Annotated in this window: 21 protein-coding genes; 15 read left to right on the forward strand and 6 right to left on the reverse strand. The window is 35.7% G+C overall.

Annotated features, from left to right (window positions below; translation table 11 throughout):
- Positions 1–309: 309 nt before the first annotated feature.
- The 3 genes from BCI01S_RS06710 (at position 310) to BCI01S_RS06715 (ending at position 1,602) form a co-directional block, all read left to right on the forward strand.
- Positions 310–1,128 (forward strand): Cof-type HAD-IIB family hydrolase, encoded by an 819-nt coding sequence (locus BCI01S_RS06710; RefSeq protein ID WP_047942500.1) that lies wholly within the window; start codon positions 310–312, stop codon positions 1,126–1,128.
- Between the two features lie 135 nt (positions 1,129–1,263).
- Positions 1,264–1,416: a hypothetical protein gene (locus BCI01S_RS25615; RefSeq protein WP_162837581.1), complete on the forward strand. Its 153-nt coding sequence runs from the start codon at positions 1,264–1,266 to the stop codon at positions 1,414–1,416.
- Complete coding sequence (locus BCI01S_RS06715) at positions 1,417–1,602, forward strand: DUF3813 domain-containing protein (protein ID WP_047942502.1); 186 nt, start codon at positions 1,417–1,419, stop codon at positions 1,600–1,602.
- Between the two features lie 129 nt (positions 1,603–1,731).
- On the opposite strand, the gene BCI01S_RS06720 is transcribed toward BCI01S_RS06715, so the two are convergent.
- Entirely contained in the window at positions 1,732–2,094 is a 363-nt protein-coding gene (locus BCI01S_RS06720; protein WP_053215682.1) for a hypothetical protein, read from the reverse strand.
- A gap of 13 nt (positions 2,095–2,107) precedes the next feature.
- Positions 2,108–2,932, reverse strand: coding sequence for a YitT family protein (locus BCI01S_RS06725; RefSeq protein ID WP_047942503.1), 825 nt, complete (start codon positions 2,930–2,932; stop codon positions 2,108–2,110).
- Between the two features lie 207 nt (positions 2,933–3,139).
- Between BCI01S_RS06725 and BCI01S_RS06730 the strand changes: the two genes are divergently transcribed.
- Together BCI01S_RS06730 and BCI01S_RS24660 are read left to right on the forward strand one after the other, a co-directional pair.
- Positions 3,140–4,000, forward strand: a complete 861-nt coding sequence (locus tag BCI01S_RS06730) for a DegV family protein (protein ID WP_047942504.1) — start codon at positions 3,140–3,142, stop codon at positions 3,998–4,000.
- Positions 4,001–4,090: 90 nt separating this feature from the next.
- On the forward strand, positions 4,091–4,222 hold the full coding sequence (locus tag BCI01S_RS24660; RefSeq protein WP_082138337.1) for a DUF3941 domain-containing protein: 132 nt from the start codon (positions 4,091–4,093) through the stop codon (positions 4,220–4,222).
- A gap of 258 nt (positions 4,223–4,480) precedes the next feature.
- On the opposite strand, the gene BCI01S_RS06735 is transcribed toward BCI01S_RS24660, so the two are convergent.
- On the reverse strand, positions 4,481–5,362 hold the full coding sequence (locus tag BCI01S_RS06735) for a CvfB family protein (RefSeq protein ID WP_047942505.1): 882 nt from the start codon (positions 5,360–5,362) through the stop codon (positions 4,481–4,483).
- 197 nt (positions 5,363–5,559) lie between these two features.
- On the opposite strand from BCI01S_RS06735, the gene BCI01S_RS06740 reads away from it, so the two are divergent.
- From BCI01S_RS06740 to BCI01S_RS25740, 6 genes are all read left to right on the forward strand, one after another.
- On the forward strand, positions 5,560–6,054 hold the full coding sequence (locus tag BCI01S_RS06740; protein WP_047943120.1) for a YajQ family cyclic di-GMP-binding protein: 495 nt from the start codon (positions 5,560–5,562) through the stop codon (positions 6,052–6,054).
- A 382-nt stretch (positions 6,055–6,436) separates the two neighbouring features.
- Positions 6,437–7,312 (forward strand): SDR family oxidoreductase, encoded by an 876-nt coding sequence (locus BCI01S_RS06745; RefSeq protein WP_047943119.1) that lies wholly within the window; start codon positions 6,437–6,439, stop codon positions 7,310–7,312.
- Positions 7,313–7,470: 158 nt separating this feature from the next.
- Entirely contained in the window at positions 7,471–9,249 is a 1,779-nt protein-coding gene (locus tag BCI01S_RS06750; RefSeq protein ID WP_061797876.1) for an alpha-glycosidase, read from the forward strand.
- Positions 9,250–9,387: 138 nt separating this feature from the next.
- Positions 9,388–10,293 (forward strand): DMT family transporter, encoded by a 906-nt coding sequence (locus BCI01S_RS06755; RefSeq protein ID WP_047943118.1) that lies wholly within the window; start codon positions 9,388–9,390, stop codon positions 10,291–10,293.
- A 255-nt stretch (positions 10,294–10,548) separates the two neighbouring features.
- On the forward strand, positions 10,549–10,719 hold the full coding sequence (locus tag BCI01S_RS25735) for a GerAB/ArcD/ProY family transporter (protein WP_172885224.1): 171 nt from the start codon (positions 10,549–10,551) through the stop codon (positions 10,717–10,719).
- 170 nt (positions 10,720–10,889) lie between these two features.
- Positions 10,890–11,027, forward strand: coding sequence for a hypothetical protein (locus BCI01S_RS25740; RefSeq protein WP_235844464.1), 138 nt, complete (start codon positions 10,890–10,892; stop codon positions 11,025–11,027).
- Positions 11,028–11,213: 186 nt separating this feature from the next.
- Here the strand turns inward: BCI01S_RS25740 and asnB are convergent, their stop codons facing one another.
- Entirely contained in the window at positions 11,214–13,061 is a 1,848-nt protein-coding gene (gene asnB / locus BCI01S_RS06760) for an asparagine synthase (glutamine-hydrolyzing) (protein ID WP_047943117.1), read from the reverse strand.
- 64 nt (positions 13,062–13,125) lie between these two features.
- On the opposite strand from asnB, the gene BCI01S_RS25180 reads away from it, so the two are divergent.
- Both BCI01S_RS25180 and BCI01S_RS06765 read left to right on the forward strand, forming a co-directional pair.
- Complete coding sequence (locus tag BCI01S_RS25180) at positions 13,126–13,263, forward strand: hypothetical protein (RefSeq protein ID WP_156485392.1); 138 nt, start codon at positions 13,126–13,128, stop codon at positions 13,261–13,263.
- 38 nt (positions 13,264–13,301) lie between these two features.
- Positions 13,302–13,865: a DUF2777 domain-containing protein gene (locus tag BCI01S_RS06765; RefSeq protein WP_047943116.1), complete on the forward strand. Its 564-nt coding sequence runs from the start codon at positions 13,302–13,304 to the stop codon at positions 13,863–13,865.
- A gap of 79 nt (positions 13,866–13,944) precedes the next feature.
- On the opposite strand, the gene BCI01S_RS06770 is transcribed toward BCI01S_RS06765, so the two are convergent.
- Together BCI01S_RS06770 and BCI01S_RS06775 are read right to left on the reverse strand one after the other, a co-directional pair.
- Positions 13,945–14,436, reverse strand: coding sequence for a GNAT family N-acetyltransferase (locus BCI01S_RS06770; protein ID WP_047943115.1), 492 nt, complete (start codon positions 14,434–14,436; stop codon positions 13,945–13,947).
- Positions 14,437–14,857: 421 nt separating this feature from the next.
- Positions 14,858–16,822: a glycoside hydrolase family 127 protein gene (locus tag BCI01S_RS06775; RefSeq protein ID WP_047943114.1), complete on the reverse strand. Its 1,965-nt coding sequence runs from the start codon at positions 16,820–16,822 to the stop codon at positions 14,858–14,860.
- Positions 16,823–16,961: 139 nt separating this feature from the next.
- Here BCI01S_RS06775 and BCI01S_RS25185 point away from each other — a divergent pair, with 139 nt between their 5' ends.
- Entirely contained in the window at positions 16,962–17,825 is an 864-nt protein-coding gene (locus BCI01S_RS25185; RefSeq protein WP_047943113.1) for an AraC family transcriptional regulator, read from the forward strand.
- Positions 17,826–17,993: 168 nt separating this feature from the next.
- Entirely contained in the window at positions 17,994–18,896 is a 903-nt protein-coding gene (locus BCI01S_RS06785) for an ArsR/SmtB family transcription factor (protein WP_061797481.1), read from the forward strand.
- The last annotated feature ends 108 nt before the right edge of the window (positions 18,897–19,004 follow it).

Raw genomic sequence — 19,004 nt, forward strand, 5'->3', positions numbered from 1 at the left:
CCTTTTTGGAAAAAATAAATGATTCATGTAAAATAAAGTAAAACTTCCTCTTTGATGATTTGTGAAACCAATCGGACTTTAAGGACAGTTATTTCCCTCTAATCAAGCCATAAGCGTAAAGAATAGAAAGGAAATTTATCTCTATCATTGATTTTACATAACTTAACATAAGTGAAAGTAGAATTAACGAATAAAGTGTAATAATATTTTATATGTATAAGTAAGTGTAACATGAAGTGGCTTTTTTTTCGAAAATTACGCCCCTTAAAGCTAGAATAAAATTACTATATTGACACTAAAGGAGACACTATGACAGAAAAACATCTAATTGCCTTAGACCTTGACGGAACGTTATTAAAAGACGATAAAACCATTTCTCCTCTTACCAAAAAAGTTATCCAAAAAGCAATGGAGGATGGTCATGAAGTAATGATTGCAACAGGGAGACCCTTCCGCGCAAGTGAAGCGATCTATCATGAATTAAATTTACATACTCCTATCGTTAACTTTAATGGAGCTTTTATTCATCATCCTAAGGATACCAAATGGGGCTTTTATCATTCTCCCCTTGATATACAAACAGCAAGGGATATTGTCGCTGCATGCAATGATTATTCTTTTCACAATATTATTGCGGAAGTAATGGATGAGGTTTATTATCATTATCATGATGAGAAATTGATTGACATTTTTTCATTAGGAAATCCCAAAGTAACTGTCGGAAATTTATTGGAATTTTTAGAAGCAGCACCTACTTCTATTCTTATTCATGCGGAGGAAGAACATGTTGCAGCCATTCGCAAGCATTTATCTGAGGTTCATGCCGATCTAATTGAACATCGCCGTTGGGCAGATCCTTTTCATGTGATCGAAATTGTTAAGTTAGGAATAAATAAAGCGATTGGCTTACAAAAAGTTTCTGATTACTATCAAATCCCACAAAGAAATATTATCGCATTCGGCGATGAAGACAATGATTTTGAAATGATTGAGTATGCTGGAAAAGGTGTCGCTATGGGAAATGCGATTGAGGAACTAAAGACCCTTGCTAAGGATGTTACTTTATCCAATGAAGAAGACGGAATTGCTGTATATTTAAACGAAGTTTTAAATCTTCGTGTTCTCTAAAGCTGGTTATCATTACCGTCTTTAAAGACTAAAATTACGTCCATACTATAAGCGAAACGGTCACTACTGTTTCCGGGAAAATCAATGCTTCTTTTGTCTTTCCAATTATACTCTAACACTCGGAGGGATCATTCAATGGGAAAACGAAATAAATCGAAACGCTTCGTACAACAAGGAGTAGATTCTGTATCCAAGCATTCCGAACGTATCCCTTATCATATGACATATGCTGAAGCCGAGAGCTATAAAATGTCAAATGAAAGACAGTCTCATGGAGGATTAGAATAAATGGGAAATAGACTTTTTCAAGAAGCCAGACAAGCAGTTGAAGCAGCTAAATATGGGAATGGGAATGATGGCTTAGTGGATAAAGCAAAGAATGCGATAAGCTCTGCTTACGCAAATACCACAACAGCCGAACAACACCAATTAGCTGCATTACAAAAAGAGCTAGAGCAAATTCAGACACACTAATAAAAAATGCAGTCCAAGAAGGAAGCCTCCATAAGCGCTAGAAAAACAAATGCTTGGGAGAAGGGCCTTTTATGGGCTGCTTTTTATTACGGAAAGTATAAACCGGAGTACCATTTGTTTTTATTCCCCTTACGAAAATGTTTCTAACACTACGGAATATGGCTCTTTTCCTTCTTCAGAAAAAAATAAAATGATTGTTCCATTCGTCGGTAAATCTTTTTCCTCTAAATGAATTTTCAGCAAGAATTGCTTATTACTAACTTGTAATTTCTGGTTTGCGATGAATTCATTGTGACCATCTTCGACAGAATAAAAAATAGTCCCTGTCGTAATTGCTTTTCCTTTCACAAGATAATTCCCTTTTGTACCACTAACAGTTACATCTTCTATCTTGACTTGCTCTTTCCCTGAGTTTGCTGCTGCTGTTATGGTTAGAAACGGCAGGAAGCTGCTAATTAACATGCATAAGAATACGACAGTCGCTTTTTTCAATATAGTTCCTCCTTTAAGCTTTTCTAAAGAAACCGAGTACGGCTGTTGTTTGCACAACATTTGTAAATGCTTGTGGATCCACTTCTTTAATGATCCGTTCGATATCAAATAACTCATAACGAGTCACGACAATCATTAGCATTTCCTTTGGCTCATTGGAAAATGCTCCTCTTGCTGGCAAAATCGTAATTCCTCTTACTAATTTTTCATGGATTGCTACTTTTAGCTCAGCTGTTTTCTTCGTAATAATCATCACCGTTAATTTTTGATGGGCTGTATGTATCGTATCAATCACTTTGGTTGCTGCATATAGATTCACAAGCGTATATAACGCTTTTTCCCATCCGAACATAGCACCAGCTGTGATAATAATAGCTCCATTTAGAATAAAGAAATACGTACCGACAGGCTTATCCTGCATACGTGAAAGAATCATGGCGATGATGTCCATGCCACCCGTTGAGGCCCCCCACTTTAACGTTAATCCAACCCCCACAGCCGCAATGACACCGCCAAAAACTGCATTTAACAAAATATCATGAGAATAGCTTGTTTCCGGAATGATTTCCATAAACAAAGACATAAAAGCAACACTTAAAAAACTAAAAAAGGTAAATGATTTTCCGACTTTAATCCAACCAACTATTGCGATTGGAACATTAAGGATAAATAGTAAAACCCCTGTAGAAATAGGCGTTATTTTGGATATAAGCTGAGCCACTCCCGCAAAACCACTGGCATATACATCAGCAGGTATCAAGAAAAAATTCATAGCAATCGCATTTAATAGTGCCCCAAAGATAACAACGATTAATTTTTTTGTTAATAACCAATACATAAGTGTCCTCCAATACGATATATAGTAATTTTTACTATTTTTACTTTAACTATTCAATTGTTTTTTCTCTAAAAGTTTTATAAACTACAAATAAGTATGCCTTGTTTTCAAAAAACAAGGCATTTTCAAAGAGATTATCGTTATTTATCATAACCGTACTCCAATAACCATATGTTTTTATAAAAAAAAGAAAGAAGTGGAATGAATATGACTTTTAAAATCCTAGCAGATAGTGCGAGTGATTTACCTCTATCCTATTATGAGAAGAACGAGGTTACACTATTACCGCTAAAGGTTAACTTAGACGGTAAAGAATACGAGGATTTAAAAACGATTGAACCAGCCACTGTTTATAATGCCATACGCAGTGGACAAGTTCCAAAAACATCACAAGTGTCGCCAGCTTTATTTAAAGATGTTTTTACAACATTGGCTCAAAATAAAGAAAAAGGTATTTATATTGCTTTTTCTTCGCAATTATCTGGAACATACCAAACAGCAGTAATGATTTCAGAACAAGTAAAGGAGGAATATCCCGACTTTGCTTTAACCATTATTGATAGCAAATGTGCATCATTAGGTGCTGGTTTAGTTGTTCAAGAAGCAGTGAAACTCCGCGATCAAGGTAAAGACGTAAGTGAAATTATACCACGACTCCAATTCATATGCGAGCATATGGAGCACTTATTTACTGTCGAAGATCTAGAATATTTAGCAAAAGGCGGACGTGTTTCGAAGGCCTCTGCGTTCCTTGGTGGATTACTAAATATAAAACCTTTATTACATGTTGAAGACGGGAAATTGGTTCCTCTTGAAAAAATTCGCGGCAAAAAGAAACTCCTGCGCAGAATGATTGACCTAATAGCAGAACGAGGAGATAAGCTGGATCAACAAGTGTTCGCGATCAGTCACGCAGATGATGAAGCAACAGCTGCGGAAGTAAAAGAAATGATTATGGAAAAATTCCAGCCAAAAGAAGTATTCATTTCCTCTATCGGTGCATCTGTAGGCTCGCACACTGGTGCTGGAACAATCGCTATTTTCTTCTTAAATAAGCTACCTGAATAAGCACGGTAAAAAGTATAAAATTTACTTCTTTCACTCATACTAACAATGTTCTAACTGAACAAAAGCTGACGTTGAAAGGAGTATTTTTTTATGCCACATACTTCTGATAATGATAAAAAAGCAAAAGACAATAATGCATTGCGTCATGAAAAGAACATGATGCGTGAAAAAAACCGCAAAAAAGGCAAACATCAATATAGTAAAAAGACAGACCATCTGTAAGAAGATGGTTGCTAGATGAATACGAAAAAAGAGCTGCCAGATTTTAAGGCAGTTCTTTTTGATTGAGACTCTAGTTCAGTTTTTGTATATCTCTATCTTCTGTAAAGTGATGGAAATTAGTTTTTTGTTCCCTTTTGACTTCTTCTACTGTCGAAACAGGCTCTAAGACGAGCACCTCCTGAATTCCTAGATCTTTTCTAAAGAAAAAGGGCATCCCAAAGCTATAACCACTTTGAAATCCCCTATTTAACCTACATTTTAATTTTTTTGATTATCTTCCTTTAAATATGTCCAGCCTTCTTCTTGGTATACTTTATTTTCTTTCATTAGTCTCCCAAGTGCTCGTTTAAACGAACCTTTGCTTAAATTAAAGCGTTCCTTTATATCCTCTGGCATACTCTTGTCTCCATAAGGCATTGCGCCTTTTCGAGTTATTAAATAATCCAAAATTAGTTGGGAATCTTTATCAAGCGCTTCTTCTTTTCTTGGCAATAACGATACATTTACTGTTCCATCAAGCTTAACATCTATGATGCGCCCATTTACTTTTTCCCCTAATCTTGGTTCCTTGCCTCGCTCAGATTCATGGATAAATCCTTTATAGCCTTCTGCTGTATAAATCCAGCTTCCTACTTTTGCTGTTCGATAAATGTACCCATGAATATTTTTATTAAAATCTTCTCTTGTTGCTTTTGCTGCCATCTCTTCAATAACAGGATCTGTTGCTGGTTTTACATATAAATAGTTATTCTTATTTACCTTTAATGTTATATAAAGCATATCGCCCACTTCTGGCCATACCTCTTCATGTACTGGTAAATCATCTTCTCCTAACAGCATGTCCTTTTTCAACCCAATATCAAAGAAACAGCCAATTCCTTCTTTGCGGTCTGTTACTTTCACCCAGTCGTATTTACCAACCGCAATAGATGGAATAAAGGTACTTGAGCAAGCTCTTCCCTGTGAATCACTGTAAATAAAAACGCGGACTTCATCACCTTCTTCAAATTTCTGATCAGTTTCACTAAAGTGTAAAAGCACATCCTCGTCTTCCTCTTCAATTGTCAAAAAATACCCAAAAGATGCAATCCTAGCAACTGTTAATATTTCTACGCGTCCCATATAATCTCTTAACGACATTTTGTTTCCTCCTTAAATTCTTGTCTATTTCAACTTTATCTATATTCTGCTATCCTAATTATTCCCTTATTAACGAATACTTCATGCCTAAAGTTGTTACAACTGCTTAATTTTACTATAATACAAGCATAAAAGAAATTGGATTTACTACAGATGCTTTTAATTCGTGCTAAATTCCAATTAATCAGGAGGTAAATATGGCAAAAGAAAGTTCATTTGACATTGTATCCAAGGTAGATTTTTCGGAGGTTACGAATGCTGTCCAGCTTGCAATGAAAGAAATTCAAAATCGCTATGATTTTAAAGGGAGCAAAAGTAATGTGACGCTGGACAAAGAAGAACTGGTTCTTGTTTCAGATGATGAATATAAATTAGAACAGCTAAAAGATGTCCTTATTAGCAAAATGTTTAAACGTGGTATTCCTATTAAAAACTTAGATTATGGCAAAATCGAAGGTGCTTCCGGCGGTACAGTTCGTCAAAGAGCGAAATTAGTGCAGGGAATTGATAGAGATAATGCCAAAATTATTAATACATTAATTAAAAACAGTGGCTTAAAAGTGAAAACTCAACAACAGGATGATCAAATTCGGGTTACTGCTAAAAGCCGTGATGATTTACAAAAAATTATTGCTGCTGTGAAAGATGAATCAAAAATTACGATTGATGTACAGTTTGTCAATTATCGTTAATTAGAAATAACAACGAACACCAAGCTGGTCAACGCCACTTTTCTTTCAGCACAAGATATTTATGGTGTTCATCATGTGTATGAACACCACTTTTCTTTCAAAACAAGGTATTTATGGTGTTCATCATGCGGATGAACACCACTTTTCTTTCAAAAAATGTATTTTTAACGTTCATCATGCGGATGAACACCACTTTTCTTTCAAAACAAGATAATTATGGTGTTCATTAAACAAAGGAACGCCACTTTAATCAAAAACTTTCATCATGCTTACCCCTTCTTTTCCACAACTCCATATCACTCAACCCTATTTTTACCATGTTTATTTAAAAAAATTTGGGAAAAATAAGTAAACATGTACAGAATTAGAAGGAGTGATTGAATTGACTAATAGTAATAAGGAACAATTACAACAAACATTTCCACCACAGCATCAAGATCAGCAGCCAGGCATTCAGACAGAGATGAATCCTATACCTAAAGATGTCGATCCCTCTTATAAAGGCTCTGAAAAATTAAAAGGAAAAACTGCTATCATCACTGGAGGCGATAGTGGAATCGGCCGTTCTGTTGCTATCTATTATGCAAAAGAAGGTGCTGATATCACTATCGTATACTTAGATGAGCATGACGATGCCCAAAAGACGAAAGAATTAGTTGAAGCTGAAGGAGTAAAGTGCTTACTGCTTGCTGGAGATATTGGTGATGAAGGCTTCTGTAAAGAGGTTGTAAAAAAGACAGTTTCAGAATTTGGCAAGGTTAATATTCTCGTAAATAATGCTGCAGAGCAACATCCACAATCAAGCATTCTAGATATCACGTCAGAACAATTAGAAAAAACTTTCCGCACCAATATTTTCTCAATGTTTCACTTAACAAAAGCCACTCTGCCCCACTTACAAAAAGGAGATGCGATTATTAATACAACGTCTATTACTGCGTATAAAGGTAATGAGACATTAATTGATTATTCCGCAACAAAAGGAGCTATTACGGCTTTCACTCGCTCCTTATCAGGCTCTCTTGCGGAACAAGGGATTCGAGTCAATGGGGTAGCACCAGGACCAATTTGGACTCCACTTATCCCATCTACTTTTGATAGTGAGCAAGTTGCTTCATTTGGAGGAAATACTCCTTTTAAACGCGCTGGCCAACCTTGTGAACTTGCCCCAGCGTATGTATATTTAGCCAGCAATGATTCTACCTATGTAACTGGACAGGTTATCCATGTCAACGGCGGTACGATTGTTAACGGCTAAATCTTTTCATATAAATTCACTCAGAACCGCTCGCATGCATTTTGCGAGCGGTTCTTTCTATGCAGACAATTCTCTTCTCTTCTTTTAAAATCTAGCTAATCTGGCAACACTAGTGGCAAAAGAGATAGCAAGATTACAAAGGGAGTGTGAGAAAAGTGATTGATTTAGCCTCTATTTACCATCGCAGTGGAGATAATTACTGTTATTTACAAAATAAAGACGCTCTCCATATCCGGATCCGGACAAAAAAGACAAATGTCACTGAAATAGAATTAATCTATGGAGATCAATACGAAATAGTCGACTATCAATGGGTATCCCAGCGGTTATCGATGGAAAAAAGCGGTTCTGATTCTCTATTTGATTATTGGCATTGCACGATAACAAATAAAAAAAGAGTTCGCTATGGCTTTATTCTCCGAGATTCGGAACAGCAAGTAACTTATACAGAAAAAGGATTCTTTCCATTTATTCCAGAAGATGCTGGCTTTTACTTTTGCTTGCCATATCTTCACCTGAAAGACGTTTTTACTCCACCATCTTGGGTATCACAAACGATTTGGTATCAAATTTTTCCAGAGCGTTTCCGCAATGGGGATAGCTCTTTAAATCCAGTGGATACTGCACAATGGGGACAAGAGGAACCTGGCTTATATAATTTCTTCGGCGGAGACCTTCAAGGCATTATGGACGCCCTAGACTATCTTACAGACCTTGGAATTACAGGGATTTATCTTACTCCTATTTTTCACGCTGAAAGCAATCATAAATACGATACGATTAACTATTTAGAAGTAGACCCGCAATTTGGCGATAGGGAGATGCTTAAGAACCTTGTGAAAGAATGTCATAATCGTGGAATTCGAGTGATGCTTGATGCCGTTTTTAATCATTGCGGCTATCATTTCCCGCCCTTTCAAGATGTGCTAAAGAATGAAGAGCGTTCACGCTATAAAGATTGGTTCCATATCCATAAATTTCCTTTAAAAGAGAATGATATGCTGCATTATGAAACATTCGGTTTCTATGAAGCTATGCCTAAATTTAATACAGCCAATCCAGAAGTAAAAGAATATCTACTTTATGTAGCGGAATATTGGATTACAGAATGTGATATTGATGGCTGGCGCTTAGATGTTGCCAATGAGATTGACCATGAATTTTGGCGTTCCTTCCGATCTGTTGTAAAATCATTAAAGCCTGACATTTTTATTCTCGGGGAAATTTGGCATGATTCCATACCATGGTTAAGAGGAGACCAATTTGATTCGGTGATGAATTATCCATTACTAACAAAAGCATTGCAATTTTTTGCATATGATATGATTTCTCCTCAACAATTTATGGAAGAAATGACTACAACCTTACAGGCCTATCCAGATACAGTCAATAATGTATTGTTTAATATTATCGGCAGTCATGACACACCGCGAATCCTTCATGAATGCAGTTACCGGAAAGAACGTGTGAAGCTTTTATTTACTTTTCTTTTCACCTACCCTGGCACCCCTTGTATATATTATGGAGATGAAATCGGCTTAGGTGGCGGCAGCGATCCTGGATGTCGAAAATGTATGCCTTGGAATACAGAAGTACATGATACGGAGCTAAAAGAATTTGTTAAGCGATTGATTCAAGTACGCAAACAAAGTTCCCTTCTTATCAATAATGGCACTTTTTATTTTTTATCCCAGTCTGATTCCTGTTTAGCCTATTATACAAAAGAAGAAGATGAAATCCTTTTAACCGTTATCAATAAGAGTGACAAGGAAGCACAATTTCTTCTACCTTTTCCATTACGCAGAAAAAAAATCTCTCTTTTATTAACAGAAGAAGAGTATGCTGCTGAATCAGATGATCTTGCCGTAATACTAGGACCATATGAATGTAGCATCCTTCGTTTCAATATGAATTATAAATATATCCATATAAGGTAATCTATCAGGTGAACATCGATTAAGATGATCACCTGATTCTTTTTTTCCAAGAAATGAAAAATAATGATTGTTTCCTGCCTTTGAACGTACTATATTTACTATTATATCGAATTGTTACAATTGTCAGGGGGAAACAAAGTGAATCAGCAATCAACACCTAAATCCATTGGGATTCCACTCCTTATATCGATTATCGCTATCTCGTTTTCTGCGATTTTCGTAAAATGGTCGGAAGCACCTGCCACTATTTTAAGTATGTACAGAATGTGGCTTGCTTGTCTTATTATGATTCCTATGGTCTACATCCATCGAAATGATTTCAAAAAACTAACAAAAGGAGATTGGGCATTCTTATTTTTCTCAGGCTCTTTTTTGGCCTTACATTTTGCCCTATGGTTTAGTTCTCTTAAGTTTACTACTGTAGCCAGCTCTACGATTATATTGGCTTTACAGCCTATTGTTTCTCTCCTTGGCGGGTTTATTTTCTTTCGGGAAAGAACTACCTCTACAGCTATTATGACTATGGGGATTGCCATTATTGGGGCGATGATGATTGGCTGGGGAGATATTGGATTAGACAGCAATGCTATTATAGGGGATCTTCTTTCCTTCTTAAGTGTAATTGCTGTAGTCGGCTACTTATTAATCGGCCAAAATATTATCAAAAAAATGACCCACTGGATCTATACCTTTACTGTTTTCTTTTTTGCTGCCTGTTTGTTAACCGTTTATAATCTACTGGCTGGCGAAGCGTTAACTGGCTATTCTGGCAGAGAATGGGGCATCTTTGTTTTGCTTGCAATTGTTCCGACACTTGCACATGTCATTAATAATTGGTTACTTAATTATATTAATGCAACTACTATTTCCATGAGTATTCTCGGTGAGCCAGTCGGAGCTACGCTTTTAGCTGTTTTACTATTAAATGAGCAATTAATCCTCACACAACTTTTAGGTGGATTACTCGTTTTGTTCGGGGTGTTCTTTTTCCTCCTACAAAAGCAACCTAAATCTACCATTACACAAGAAAAACCAATTGGTTAGATGAGCAAGAAAACAGTAAGACTAAAACATAATCAAATATAATTTTTAAAAGGCGAGCTATTCAATATATTTAAGTGTAATAGTTAATAGTGTAAATCTTAGGCTGGAATATTATTCCGGTCTTTTTCATTCCAAACCCCACCAATCAATTCCTTAGAAATTGCAAAAATCTTTTCCTCTTCTGCATATTCCTAGTAAAACAGCAGACACTACTTTAAGCATCTATCAAATTTCCAATTAGAAGATTCCTTTTTCATGTTAAAAGAAAATCTATCTTTAAGTCAGTTATTTGCCACTATTATAGGCTTTAACTTAGGGACAACGCTTGTGGTGGTGCTTGGTATTACAGCAAAAGAGGATGCATGGATTACCATACTTCTATCTACCATAACCGGCTTAATTGTGTCTTCTTTTTTCTACATATAAATGAGCTAGTACCTTCTAAAAATTTGTTTGAAATTATTGAGTTTGGGTTCAATAGATTTATGGCAATCCCTATTACCCTTGTCTATTCCCTTTATTTTTTTATCTAGCCGCAAGAACTTTCAATTGGAGAGTTTATTGAGAGAATTGATGCTCTAGCTGTTTTTATTATCATATTAGGAAAAGTTATCAAGGACTCTATCTTTATCTACTCCGGCTTAAAGGGATTAGAATATATTTTTAAACAGTCCTATCGCTTCTATGTTGTACCGATTATTTGTCTTATTTCGATGTTTTCTATTTTTCATTAGTATGGAAAAAAATGACCATCTTCGAGAAGGTGCAGTGGTGGTTCCGTATCTCTTATATATGCCTCAACAATTTGCTTTCCCTTGCTTTTTATTATTTGTTCTATTAATCAAGAAGGTTAAATCACAAAAAAATCCCTAGATAGCGAGTCATTTCTGCCAGCTAGGGATTGTTTAATTATTCACTATTTATTCGACAATATTAATCTGATAGTCTTTAAACCAATGATGGATTTGTACTAAATGGGCAAGTAGTTGTGGACCTGTCATCAATTGGCCAAACCATGGTTCTTTAAATGCAGAACCTTCTGTTTCAATAATTTTAGTGAGACGTTCCTTATCAAAGAACTCATATAAAACAGAACTTTTATCCGTTAAAGCGCTTTTCAGCATATTCGTTACTGTTTTTGTGTAAATAGGATTATGTGTTTTAGGATATGGACTTTTTTTGCGATAGAGCACTTCATCTGGGAGGATTCCTTCTAACGCTTTCCGTAATAACCCTTTCTCTCTTCCCATGTAATTCTTCATTTCCCATGGTACATTCCACACATATTCAACTAAGCGATGGTCAGCAAATGGGACACGTACCTCTAGGCTTGCTCCCATACTCATTCTATCTTTCCGCTCTAATAAAGTAGTCATAAACCATAATTGGTTGAGATAAAACAATTCTCGACGCTTAGCATCTTCTTTACTTTCTCCCGCTAACTTTGGTGTTTCTGCAATGGTTTGATTATATTTATCCATCATATAATCTTCTAATTGCAATTTATTACTCCATGAATCTTTCAATAAGTTTTGTCGTTCTTGAATCGATCTCATCCATGGGAAGCCTCCTCTTTGCAAATCAGCCTCTCTTCTAAACCATGGATAGCCTCCAAAAATTTCATCTGCACATTCCCCAGATAAACTAACGACAAAATCCTTCTTTATTTCTCGGCAAAACCATAAAAGGGAAGAATCTACATCCGCCATACCAGGCACATCTCTGACTGTTACTGCCTCATGTAAAAATTCAGCCAATGTTTCTTGGGTGATGATACAGTTATGGTGAATGGTTCCAAATGTATCTGTCATTTTTTTTATATAGACACCATCTGAATTTGGTTGAAATTCATTTGCTTTAAAGAACTTATCATTGCCTTCATAATCGATGGAATACGTATGAAGCTGTCCTTTCCCTGTTCTTTCATATTCCATGGAAGCAATTGCTGTAATAGCACTTGAATCGACTCCACCTGAAAGAAACGTGCTTAATGGTACATCTGATACTAATTGTCTTGTCACAGCATCTTTAAAAAGAAATCGCACTTTTTCGACCGTTTCCTCAAAGCTATCCGTATGTTCTTCACTCTTCACATTCCAATAACGCCATACTTTCAGTCCATCCTGGGTAAACTTTAATGCATGCCCTGGCCGAAGCTCTTTAATCCCTTTGAAAATACCGCTTCCTGGTGTATGAGAGGGTCCAAGTGCAAACACCTCAGCTAACCCTTCTCTATCCAGCTCTGCTTTCACATTTGGATGGGCTAGCAATGCTTTCAATTCAGATCCAAAAATAAAACCAGTGCTAATTTCCATGTAAAATAATGGTTTCACTCCTAAACGATCTCTTCCAATAAATAAGGAGTTTCGTTTCTCATCCCAAACAGCAAAGGCAAATATCCCGTTTAAGTACTGCAGACAATCTTCTCCCCACTCAATATAGGAAGTAAGTAAAACTTCTGTATCAGAATGACCTTGAAATGAATATCCTTTTATTAGTAATTCTTTTCTTATGTCTTCGGTATTATACAACTCACCATTGTAGCAAATAGTGTAGTGAAATCCTTGTTTTTCTTTTGTCATTGGTTGAATACCATTTAGCGGATCTACTACCACTAAGCGTTTATGACCGAATCCTGCATGTAATGCAGTCCAAACATTAGTATCATCAGGGCCTCTTTTTGCCAATGTTTCAGCCATAGCCGATAAAATTTCCGATTCGTTTCTTAAATCTTTTTTGTAATCAACCCAACCTGTTATTCCACACATGATTATCATCCTTTCTTTCGTGGAACTTATGATTAGATACCAATCAATCAGTATGAGGTATTCTATGCACCAAATCAAAAATGGTTATTTGTCCATAACAGGTTTATCATTTGTTCCATTCAAAAAAGAGAAATTAATCGTTTTCAATGTTTTAATGAAGGAAAAAGAAGGATTAGTTATAAAATTTTGTTTATCTGTCTAAAAAGAATTTATGGGCGTGTAATCTTTGGGAGGTTTACAATGAACAATCAGCATAGATCAAAACTTATTGAATTTCAAACACGTGCCTTTACGAAAGGTACAGTCGAATATATAAATAATCAATGGATTTTTTTTGATGAAGAAACAGAAGAAGCAGCGATGCTGGATGAATATTTGCATCAAGAAATTGAGATTCGTACTTTCAATCGCTGGCGAAAAGGTATTCTCCTGGAGGATGGCAAAGTAAATGTTTCTGGTACCATTCATTTTCTAGAGCATGAAGACCCTATCCGCATAAGAAAACACCTTGTGTTTGCTTTAGAAGAATTATTAGACGACTTAAGCGACGATAGTTTTTATCAATTTATCACTACTTTAAATTCGATGAAGTTCTCCATATATGATTGTATATACTGTTATAATCATCTTACTTTTTTAAAGGAGGAAAAGCGAAAGAATGGGGTTAATATGATGATTTTTGATAATGAAGAAGGACTTTGTAGTGTTAATCATCATTTCTTTTATAATGAAAAAAGCACAGATCGCTTTGAATTCACCTTAAATACTGGGAAACGAATGATTGTGGAAAAATTAACTTCTTAAAAAGTGATATGGGTAGACTGTCGGCAGAATAAATGACTGCCGACAGTTTTTACTGTCTGATGAGCAAAAAGAAGTCTCCTTATTTCCACCCAAAAACAACTTCTGTTAATTTTTTGCCGCCAATTTCCGCTTCTTCTGTTCCGATTTTTTTCCCGCCAATGGCTTCATAAAACTTACAAGCTGGATTCTCTGATATAGCCAAAATAACCATCGGGAAAAGCCCGAGTTCTTTTAAATATTCCATTACTTTTTTTACTAACAAGCTTCCTATCCCTTGTCCTTGAAAGGCTTCCAAAAGGTAGATGGCGTATAACTCGCCAACATAACCTGGATATTGTCCACTTCTTTCTTTTCCGCCATTAGCGAAACCTATAATTTCTCCAGTTTCATTTTCAGCAACAAAGACACTTCCAGTCGGGATTGCTTTCTTCCATATCTCTTCTCTTTCCTCATAATTAAGCCTTTCTAAAAATAAATCTGGAACTATTCCTTTATAAGTAGTGCGCCAACTATCTACATGTACCTTTGCAATCCTTTTGGCATCCTCATCCTTCGCTTTTCTAATAATCATCTTTGCTCTCCTTTCTTCCTTCTATTTGGAGGGATTTCTTCACTTCCCATTTCTCATGCCAAGTTACTTCAACTCCAATTGAACCTGTTTGTATCCACTCTATTGCCTTTAGTACAAGTGGAGAAGCATAATGAATGGATAAATCGTTTTATTAACATCAAACACGCCAAACGGTCGATGAAACTTTCTCTCTTCTTCTTTCAATCCTATCCCCCTATTCATTTGATTGCACTCTTTCTAAATATAATTAACTTGATTTTATCAGAATTCAAAAGCTTACTCCATTCTCTAAAATCAACTGCTATTGTTATAGTCATCATGTTTCCAAAACGAAGGTAGCCGTCTCCCATGTGTCCATTATTTCTTCAAAAAAGCAAAAAAAGCATAAGGAAGTCTATTCTATCCTTACGCTTTAAGCACTCTACTTATATAGCCATACAACCATCTCACATTCTCCTCTATTTCCCCAGGAATAATAAGGAATGAGTGTAAGTTCTTTTTTTTCTATATTCCCCTTGAAATTAAATTGGTATAATGTTTCCTGCCAACTTTTATCGACTAGTTCATGATCTGCTTCTACCATAAGTTGGGTAATTCCATTTAATATACCTGGCTGATAGCATACCTTTGCCCGCTCAAGATTTTTGGGATTGACATGATAGGTTTGTAATTTCTCTTCATTATCTATCGATTCTGCACAGTAAACAAAAGGACCTCTTTGTATAGCTATACGATTAACATCGGCAACTACGTTAGGATTTGCTGTGACAGCCAATACTGGTGTCTCAAAGACAAGTTCCACTATTTCTCCATTCCACTTCCTTTTTAATTCCACATAACCATCAATCAAATTCATTTCGACTGGAATTCCTTCCACATATAGTAACGGATTTTTTAACCACTGGGGAATACGAATTTTTAAAGTAGCGAATTGCCCATCCGTTTTGAGGTGATATTTCACTCTATTTTGCTTCGGAAATTCTGTCATTTGCTCTAAAGAGCCTCCGGGGAAGTCTAGCTTACTAGCAACAAATAGATTGCTGTAAATGATTTGTCCTTCTTCATCCCATGTATAAAAGTAACGCTGTATCGAACCGATTGTTCGAGCAAAGTTTGGAGGACAGCAAGCACAACCAAGCCAATTTGGCCGCTGGTACTTCACATGCCCTTGTCCAGGATTATTCTTACTTATAGACGGATATACTTCTAGTGGATTCACATAGAAAAAATGTTTCCCCTCAATAGATGCTCCAGAGAGAACACCATTATATAATGCTCGTTCCATAATCTCTATGTATTCTGCCTTTGGTTCTATTTTAAACATCTCATACGCAAAATAAATAAGAGCGATGGATGCACATGTCTCACAATACATGGTGTCATTCGGCAAATCATATTCACCTGTAAATGCCTCCCCATGTACAGTGGAACCAACACCTGCAGTTATATACATCTTTTTCGAGATAACGTCCCGCCAAATTTCTTTACAAGCCATAAATAGTTGTTCATCGTTTGAATGTTTTGCAATTCTTGCCATCCCAGTTGCCATATACAACATTCGAACAGCATGCCCTACTGCTTTTGTCTGTTTTTTGGGCTGAGTATATGCTTGTAAATACTTTAAATCAATCTTTGGATAATCATTTGTTATTCCGTCTTTATTGTTTTGCTCTACTTGCTTGTCATAGAATAATGGATCTTTTCCCCTCACATCTATAAAGAAGACTGCTAAATCTAAATATTTCTTCTTCCCAGTAAACTCATATAACTTTGCTAACGCCAGTTCAATTTCTTGGTGACCATCAGCTCCCTGTATTTTTCCTTCTTCATAACCAAAATGCTTTGCGATATTGTCTACTACTTTTAATGCAATCTGCAATAGTTCTCTTTTCCCTGTAGCTTCTGTATAGCCTATAGCCGCTTCCATTAAGTGTCCAGCGCAATATAATTCATGACTATAGTGCAGCTCACGATATTTTCTATTAGGAAATTTCACTTGAAAAAAAGTTTGTAAATAGCCATCTTTTTCTTGTGCCTTGCCAATTAAATCGATGACACTGTCAGCAAGCTCCTCTAATTCCTTATCTGGAGAAATTTGCAAACTGTAAGAAACTGCTTCTAGCCATTTGTACACATCACTATCTTGAAAGAACCATCCGTAATGTTCTCCATCTTTTAATCCAGCTGCTATACGAAAATTTTCGAGAGCATTGCTTTTCTCTGCTGGTAAACTCTCATCCTCCCTTTCCCGCTCAATATTAATATCCATATCGTTATCCATCACTTTATATTGAAAGGGAATTGTCTTGTTCTTAATATTTTTGACATAATAATTCCAAAATGTATCCTTTATATGCACCTTGTTTATGGCAAATTCTCTTAACAATTTAATTCCTCCATTCTTTTCTGATATCGCTTACAATAGTTTAACTGGTTTCGTTCATGATGTAAGTAGGATAACAAATAGATGTGGTGGACATAAACTAGATGATCATGCTACCATATCTTCAAAAGGAGGAAAAAAGATGCCAGCAACGTATATATATTCCCATCTAAAAGGAGCGGTACCCTTTCATTCAGCTGGTTTATTTGTATCAGATGTTTCATGGTCTCATGCACCAAGAAGAAATCCAAATGAAGAAATTATCCTATGTATTTCCGGTACTCTTTATTTAGAGGTAGATAATACCGCATATGAATTAAAAGAAAATGAATTTCTTTTCATTCCTGCCAACACATCTTTTAAAGGTAATAAACCCTCAGAAAAAGGCCTGTCCTTTTATTGGTTCCACTTTTATCTCCCTCAAGGAAAAGAGACTGTTTCAGATCCCTTCGTACGAAAAAGCTCTACTCCAGAAATATATTTACCTTTGTATTCATCTGAAATGAATCTTTGTAAAACCATCATTTTGTTAAATCAATTAATCGCAAGCATGAAATCATCTCAAACAAATAATGGATTTCTAGATTATTTAGTAACAGCGATTCTGCTAGAACTTAGTGAGGAAGCCCGTAGTGTCTATGAAGATACCGAAGAGAGGGAACCACATAATCGTTTCTTACACTATGTAAAAGAATGGATTCGGATGAACAGCAATCACCCCTTAACAATTGAAGAGATCGCCAATCATTTTGGATATAATAAAGCTTACTTATCACATACTTTTTCCAAAAATACCGGGACAACGATCAGCCAATTTATTCTTCAAGTTAGAATGGAGAAGGCAAAATCATTATTATTGAATACGAATGATACTGTTACAAAAGTTGCTGCCGATTGTGGTTTTAAAGATGAGAAATATTTTATGAGAGTATTTAAGCAAACAGAAAACATGACACCAACTGCTTTCCGTTCTGCTTTAAGGCATATTAAATTAAATAATACTTAAGATAACAATTCTATAAACTTAACAAACTTTATCAATAAAAATATTAACATTAACATTAATCACCCCTTACACTAAAAGAAAACATTTACAGAGGTTAATTTACATGTTATTTTTTGTATAAGAAGGAAACTTTATAGTTAATTAAACATACTGAAAGAAGGGGTCTATATGCAATTGGGGATCGATAAATCCTCTTTAGTCGTGTACGAAGCTTTAGCAAGTGAAGTTCGAATGACAATTATTCAGTTACTGTCTAAAAATAAAATGAATATAAAAGAGCTTGCCAAAGAATTGGGCATCAGCAGTGCTATTGTAACAAAGCATGTAAAAAAATTAGAAGATGCAGGTCTAATAAAGACCGAAAAGGTTCCAGGGAAGTCTGGCTTACAGAAAATTTCCATGTTAAAAGTGGACCACATTGAAATCAACTTTCCGAAGAAAATCTATCATTCTTTTGCTTCTTACGAAACTTCTGTTCCAATTGGTCATTATACTGATTATGATTTAAAGCCAACCTGTGGATTAGCTTCAGAAAAGGATTTTATTGGCAGAGTAGATGAACCGAAACTCTTTATGGATCCAAAAAGAGTGGAAGCAGAAATTTTGTGGTTTACTCAAGGCTTTATCCAATACACCATCCCAAACTTTTTAAAAAAGGAAGAAAAAATCCAGCAATTTGAAATTAGTTTAGAAGTATGTTCAGAATTTCCATTTTCTAATGATAATTGGCCTTCTGATATTACCTTTTCACTAAATGGGCTAGAACTTGGAACCTGGAGAAGCCCTGGCGACTTTGCAGATACACGAGGTAAACTTACTCCTGAATGGTGGCCGCATAATTTAAATCAATACGGACTTCTTAAAACACTGCGAATTACAAACCATGGTACATATATTGATGGAGATCCGATATCCGCCATTACCATTAATGAATTGGATGACAACTGTGATCGCTGGACATTTCGACTTGAAGTGAAAGAAGATGCTGAATATGTTGGAGGTGCCACTATTTTTGGGAAAAAATTCGGGAATCACCCGCAGGACATTATTTTCAAAGTCTATTATTTATAAGAGAAGGATTTACTTTAATAAGTTGGGAAACAGTGACTTGTTTCCCTTACCTTCCTCGTTTCTTCCTTTAACGATAAAAAAAGTCCTCTATTATTAATAGAAGACTTT

Origin of the sequence: Niallia circulans NBRC 13626, assembly GCF_001591585.1 — a bacterium.
Lineage (GTDB): Bacteria > Bacillota > Bacilli > Bacillales > Cytobacillaceae > Niallia > Niallia circulans.

Excerpts from the sequence above, each read along its gene's own strand:
- BCI01S_RS06730 (WP_047942504.1), top strand. The coding sequence starts at position 3,140 with ATGACTTTTAAAATCCTAGCAGATAGTGCGAGTGATTTACCTCTATCC.
- BCI01S_RS25185 (WP_047943113.1), top strand. The coding sequence starts at position 16,962 with ATGCCAGCAACGTATATATATTCCCATCTAAAAGGAGCGGTACCCTTT.
- BCI01S_RS25735 (WP_172885224.1), top strand. The coding sequence starts at position 10,549 with ATGTTAAAAGAAAATCTATCTTTAAGTCAGTTATTTGCCACTATTATA.
- BCI01S_RS06740 (WP_047943120.1), top strand. The coding sequence starts at position 5,560 with ATGGCAAAAGAAAGTTCATTTGACATTGTATCCAAGGTAGATTTTTCG.
- BCI01S_RS06785 (WP_061797481.1), top strand. The coding sequence starts at position 17,994 with ATGCAATTGGGGATCGATAAATCCTCTTTAGTCGTGTACGAAGCTTTA.
- BCI01S_RS24660 (WP_082138337.1), top strand. The coding sequence starts at position 4,091 with ATGCCACATACTTCTGATAATGATAAAAAAGCAAAAGACAATAATGCA.
- BCI01S_RS25180 (WP_156485392.1), top strand. The coding sequence starts at position 13,126 with ATGCACCAAATCAAAAATGGTTATTTGTCCATAACAGGTTTATCATTT.
- BCI01S_RS25615 (WP_162837581.1), top strand. The coding sequence starts at position 1,264 with ATGGGAAAACGAAATAAATCGAAACGCTTCGTACAACAAGGAGTAGAT.
- BCI01S_RS06710 (WP_047942500.1), top strand. The coding sequence starts at position 310 with ATGACAGAAAAACATCTAATTGCCTTAGACCTTGACGGAACGTTATTA.
- asnB (WP_047943117.1), bottom strand. The coding sequence starts at position 13,061 with ATGTGTGGAATAACAGGTTGGGTTGATTACAAAAAAGATTTAAGAAAC.
- BCI01S_RS06765 (WP_047943116.1), top strand. The coding sequence starts at position 13,302 with ATGAACAATCAGCATAGATCAAAACTTATTGAATTTCAAACACGTGCC.
- BCI01S_RS06715 (WP_047942502.1), top strand. The coding sequence starts at position 1,417 with ATGGGAAATAGACTTTTTCAAGAAGCCAGACAAGCAGTTGAAGCAGCT.
- BCI01S_RS06735 (WP_047942505.1), bottom strand. The coding sequence starts at position 5,362 with ATGTCGTTAAGAGATTATATGGGACGCGTAGAAATATTAACAGTTGCT.
- BCI01S_RS06770 (WP_047943115.1), bottom strand. The coding sequence starts at position 14,436 with ATGATTATTAGAAAAGCGAAGGATGAGGATGCCAAAAGGATTGCAAAG.
- BCI01S_RS06725 (WP_047942503.1), bottom strand. The coding sequence starts at position 2,932 with ATGTATTGGTTATTAACAAAAAAATTAATCGTTGTTATCTTTGGGGCA.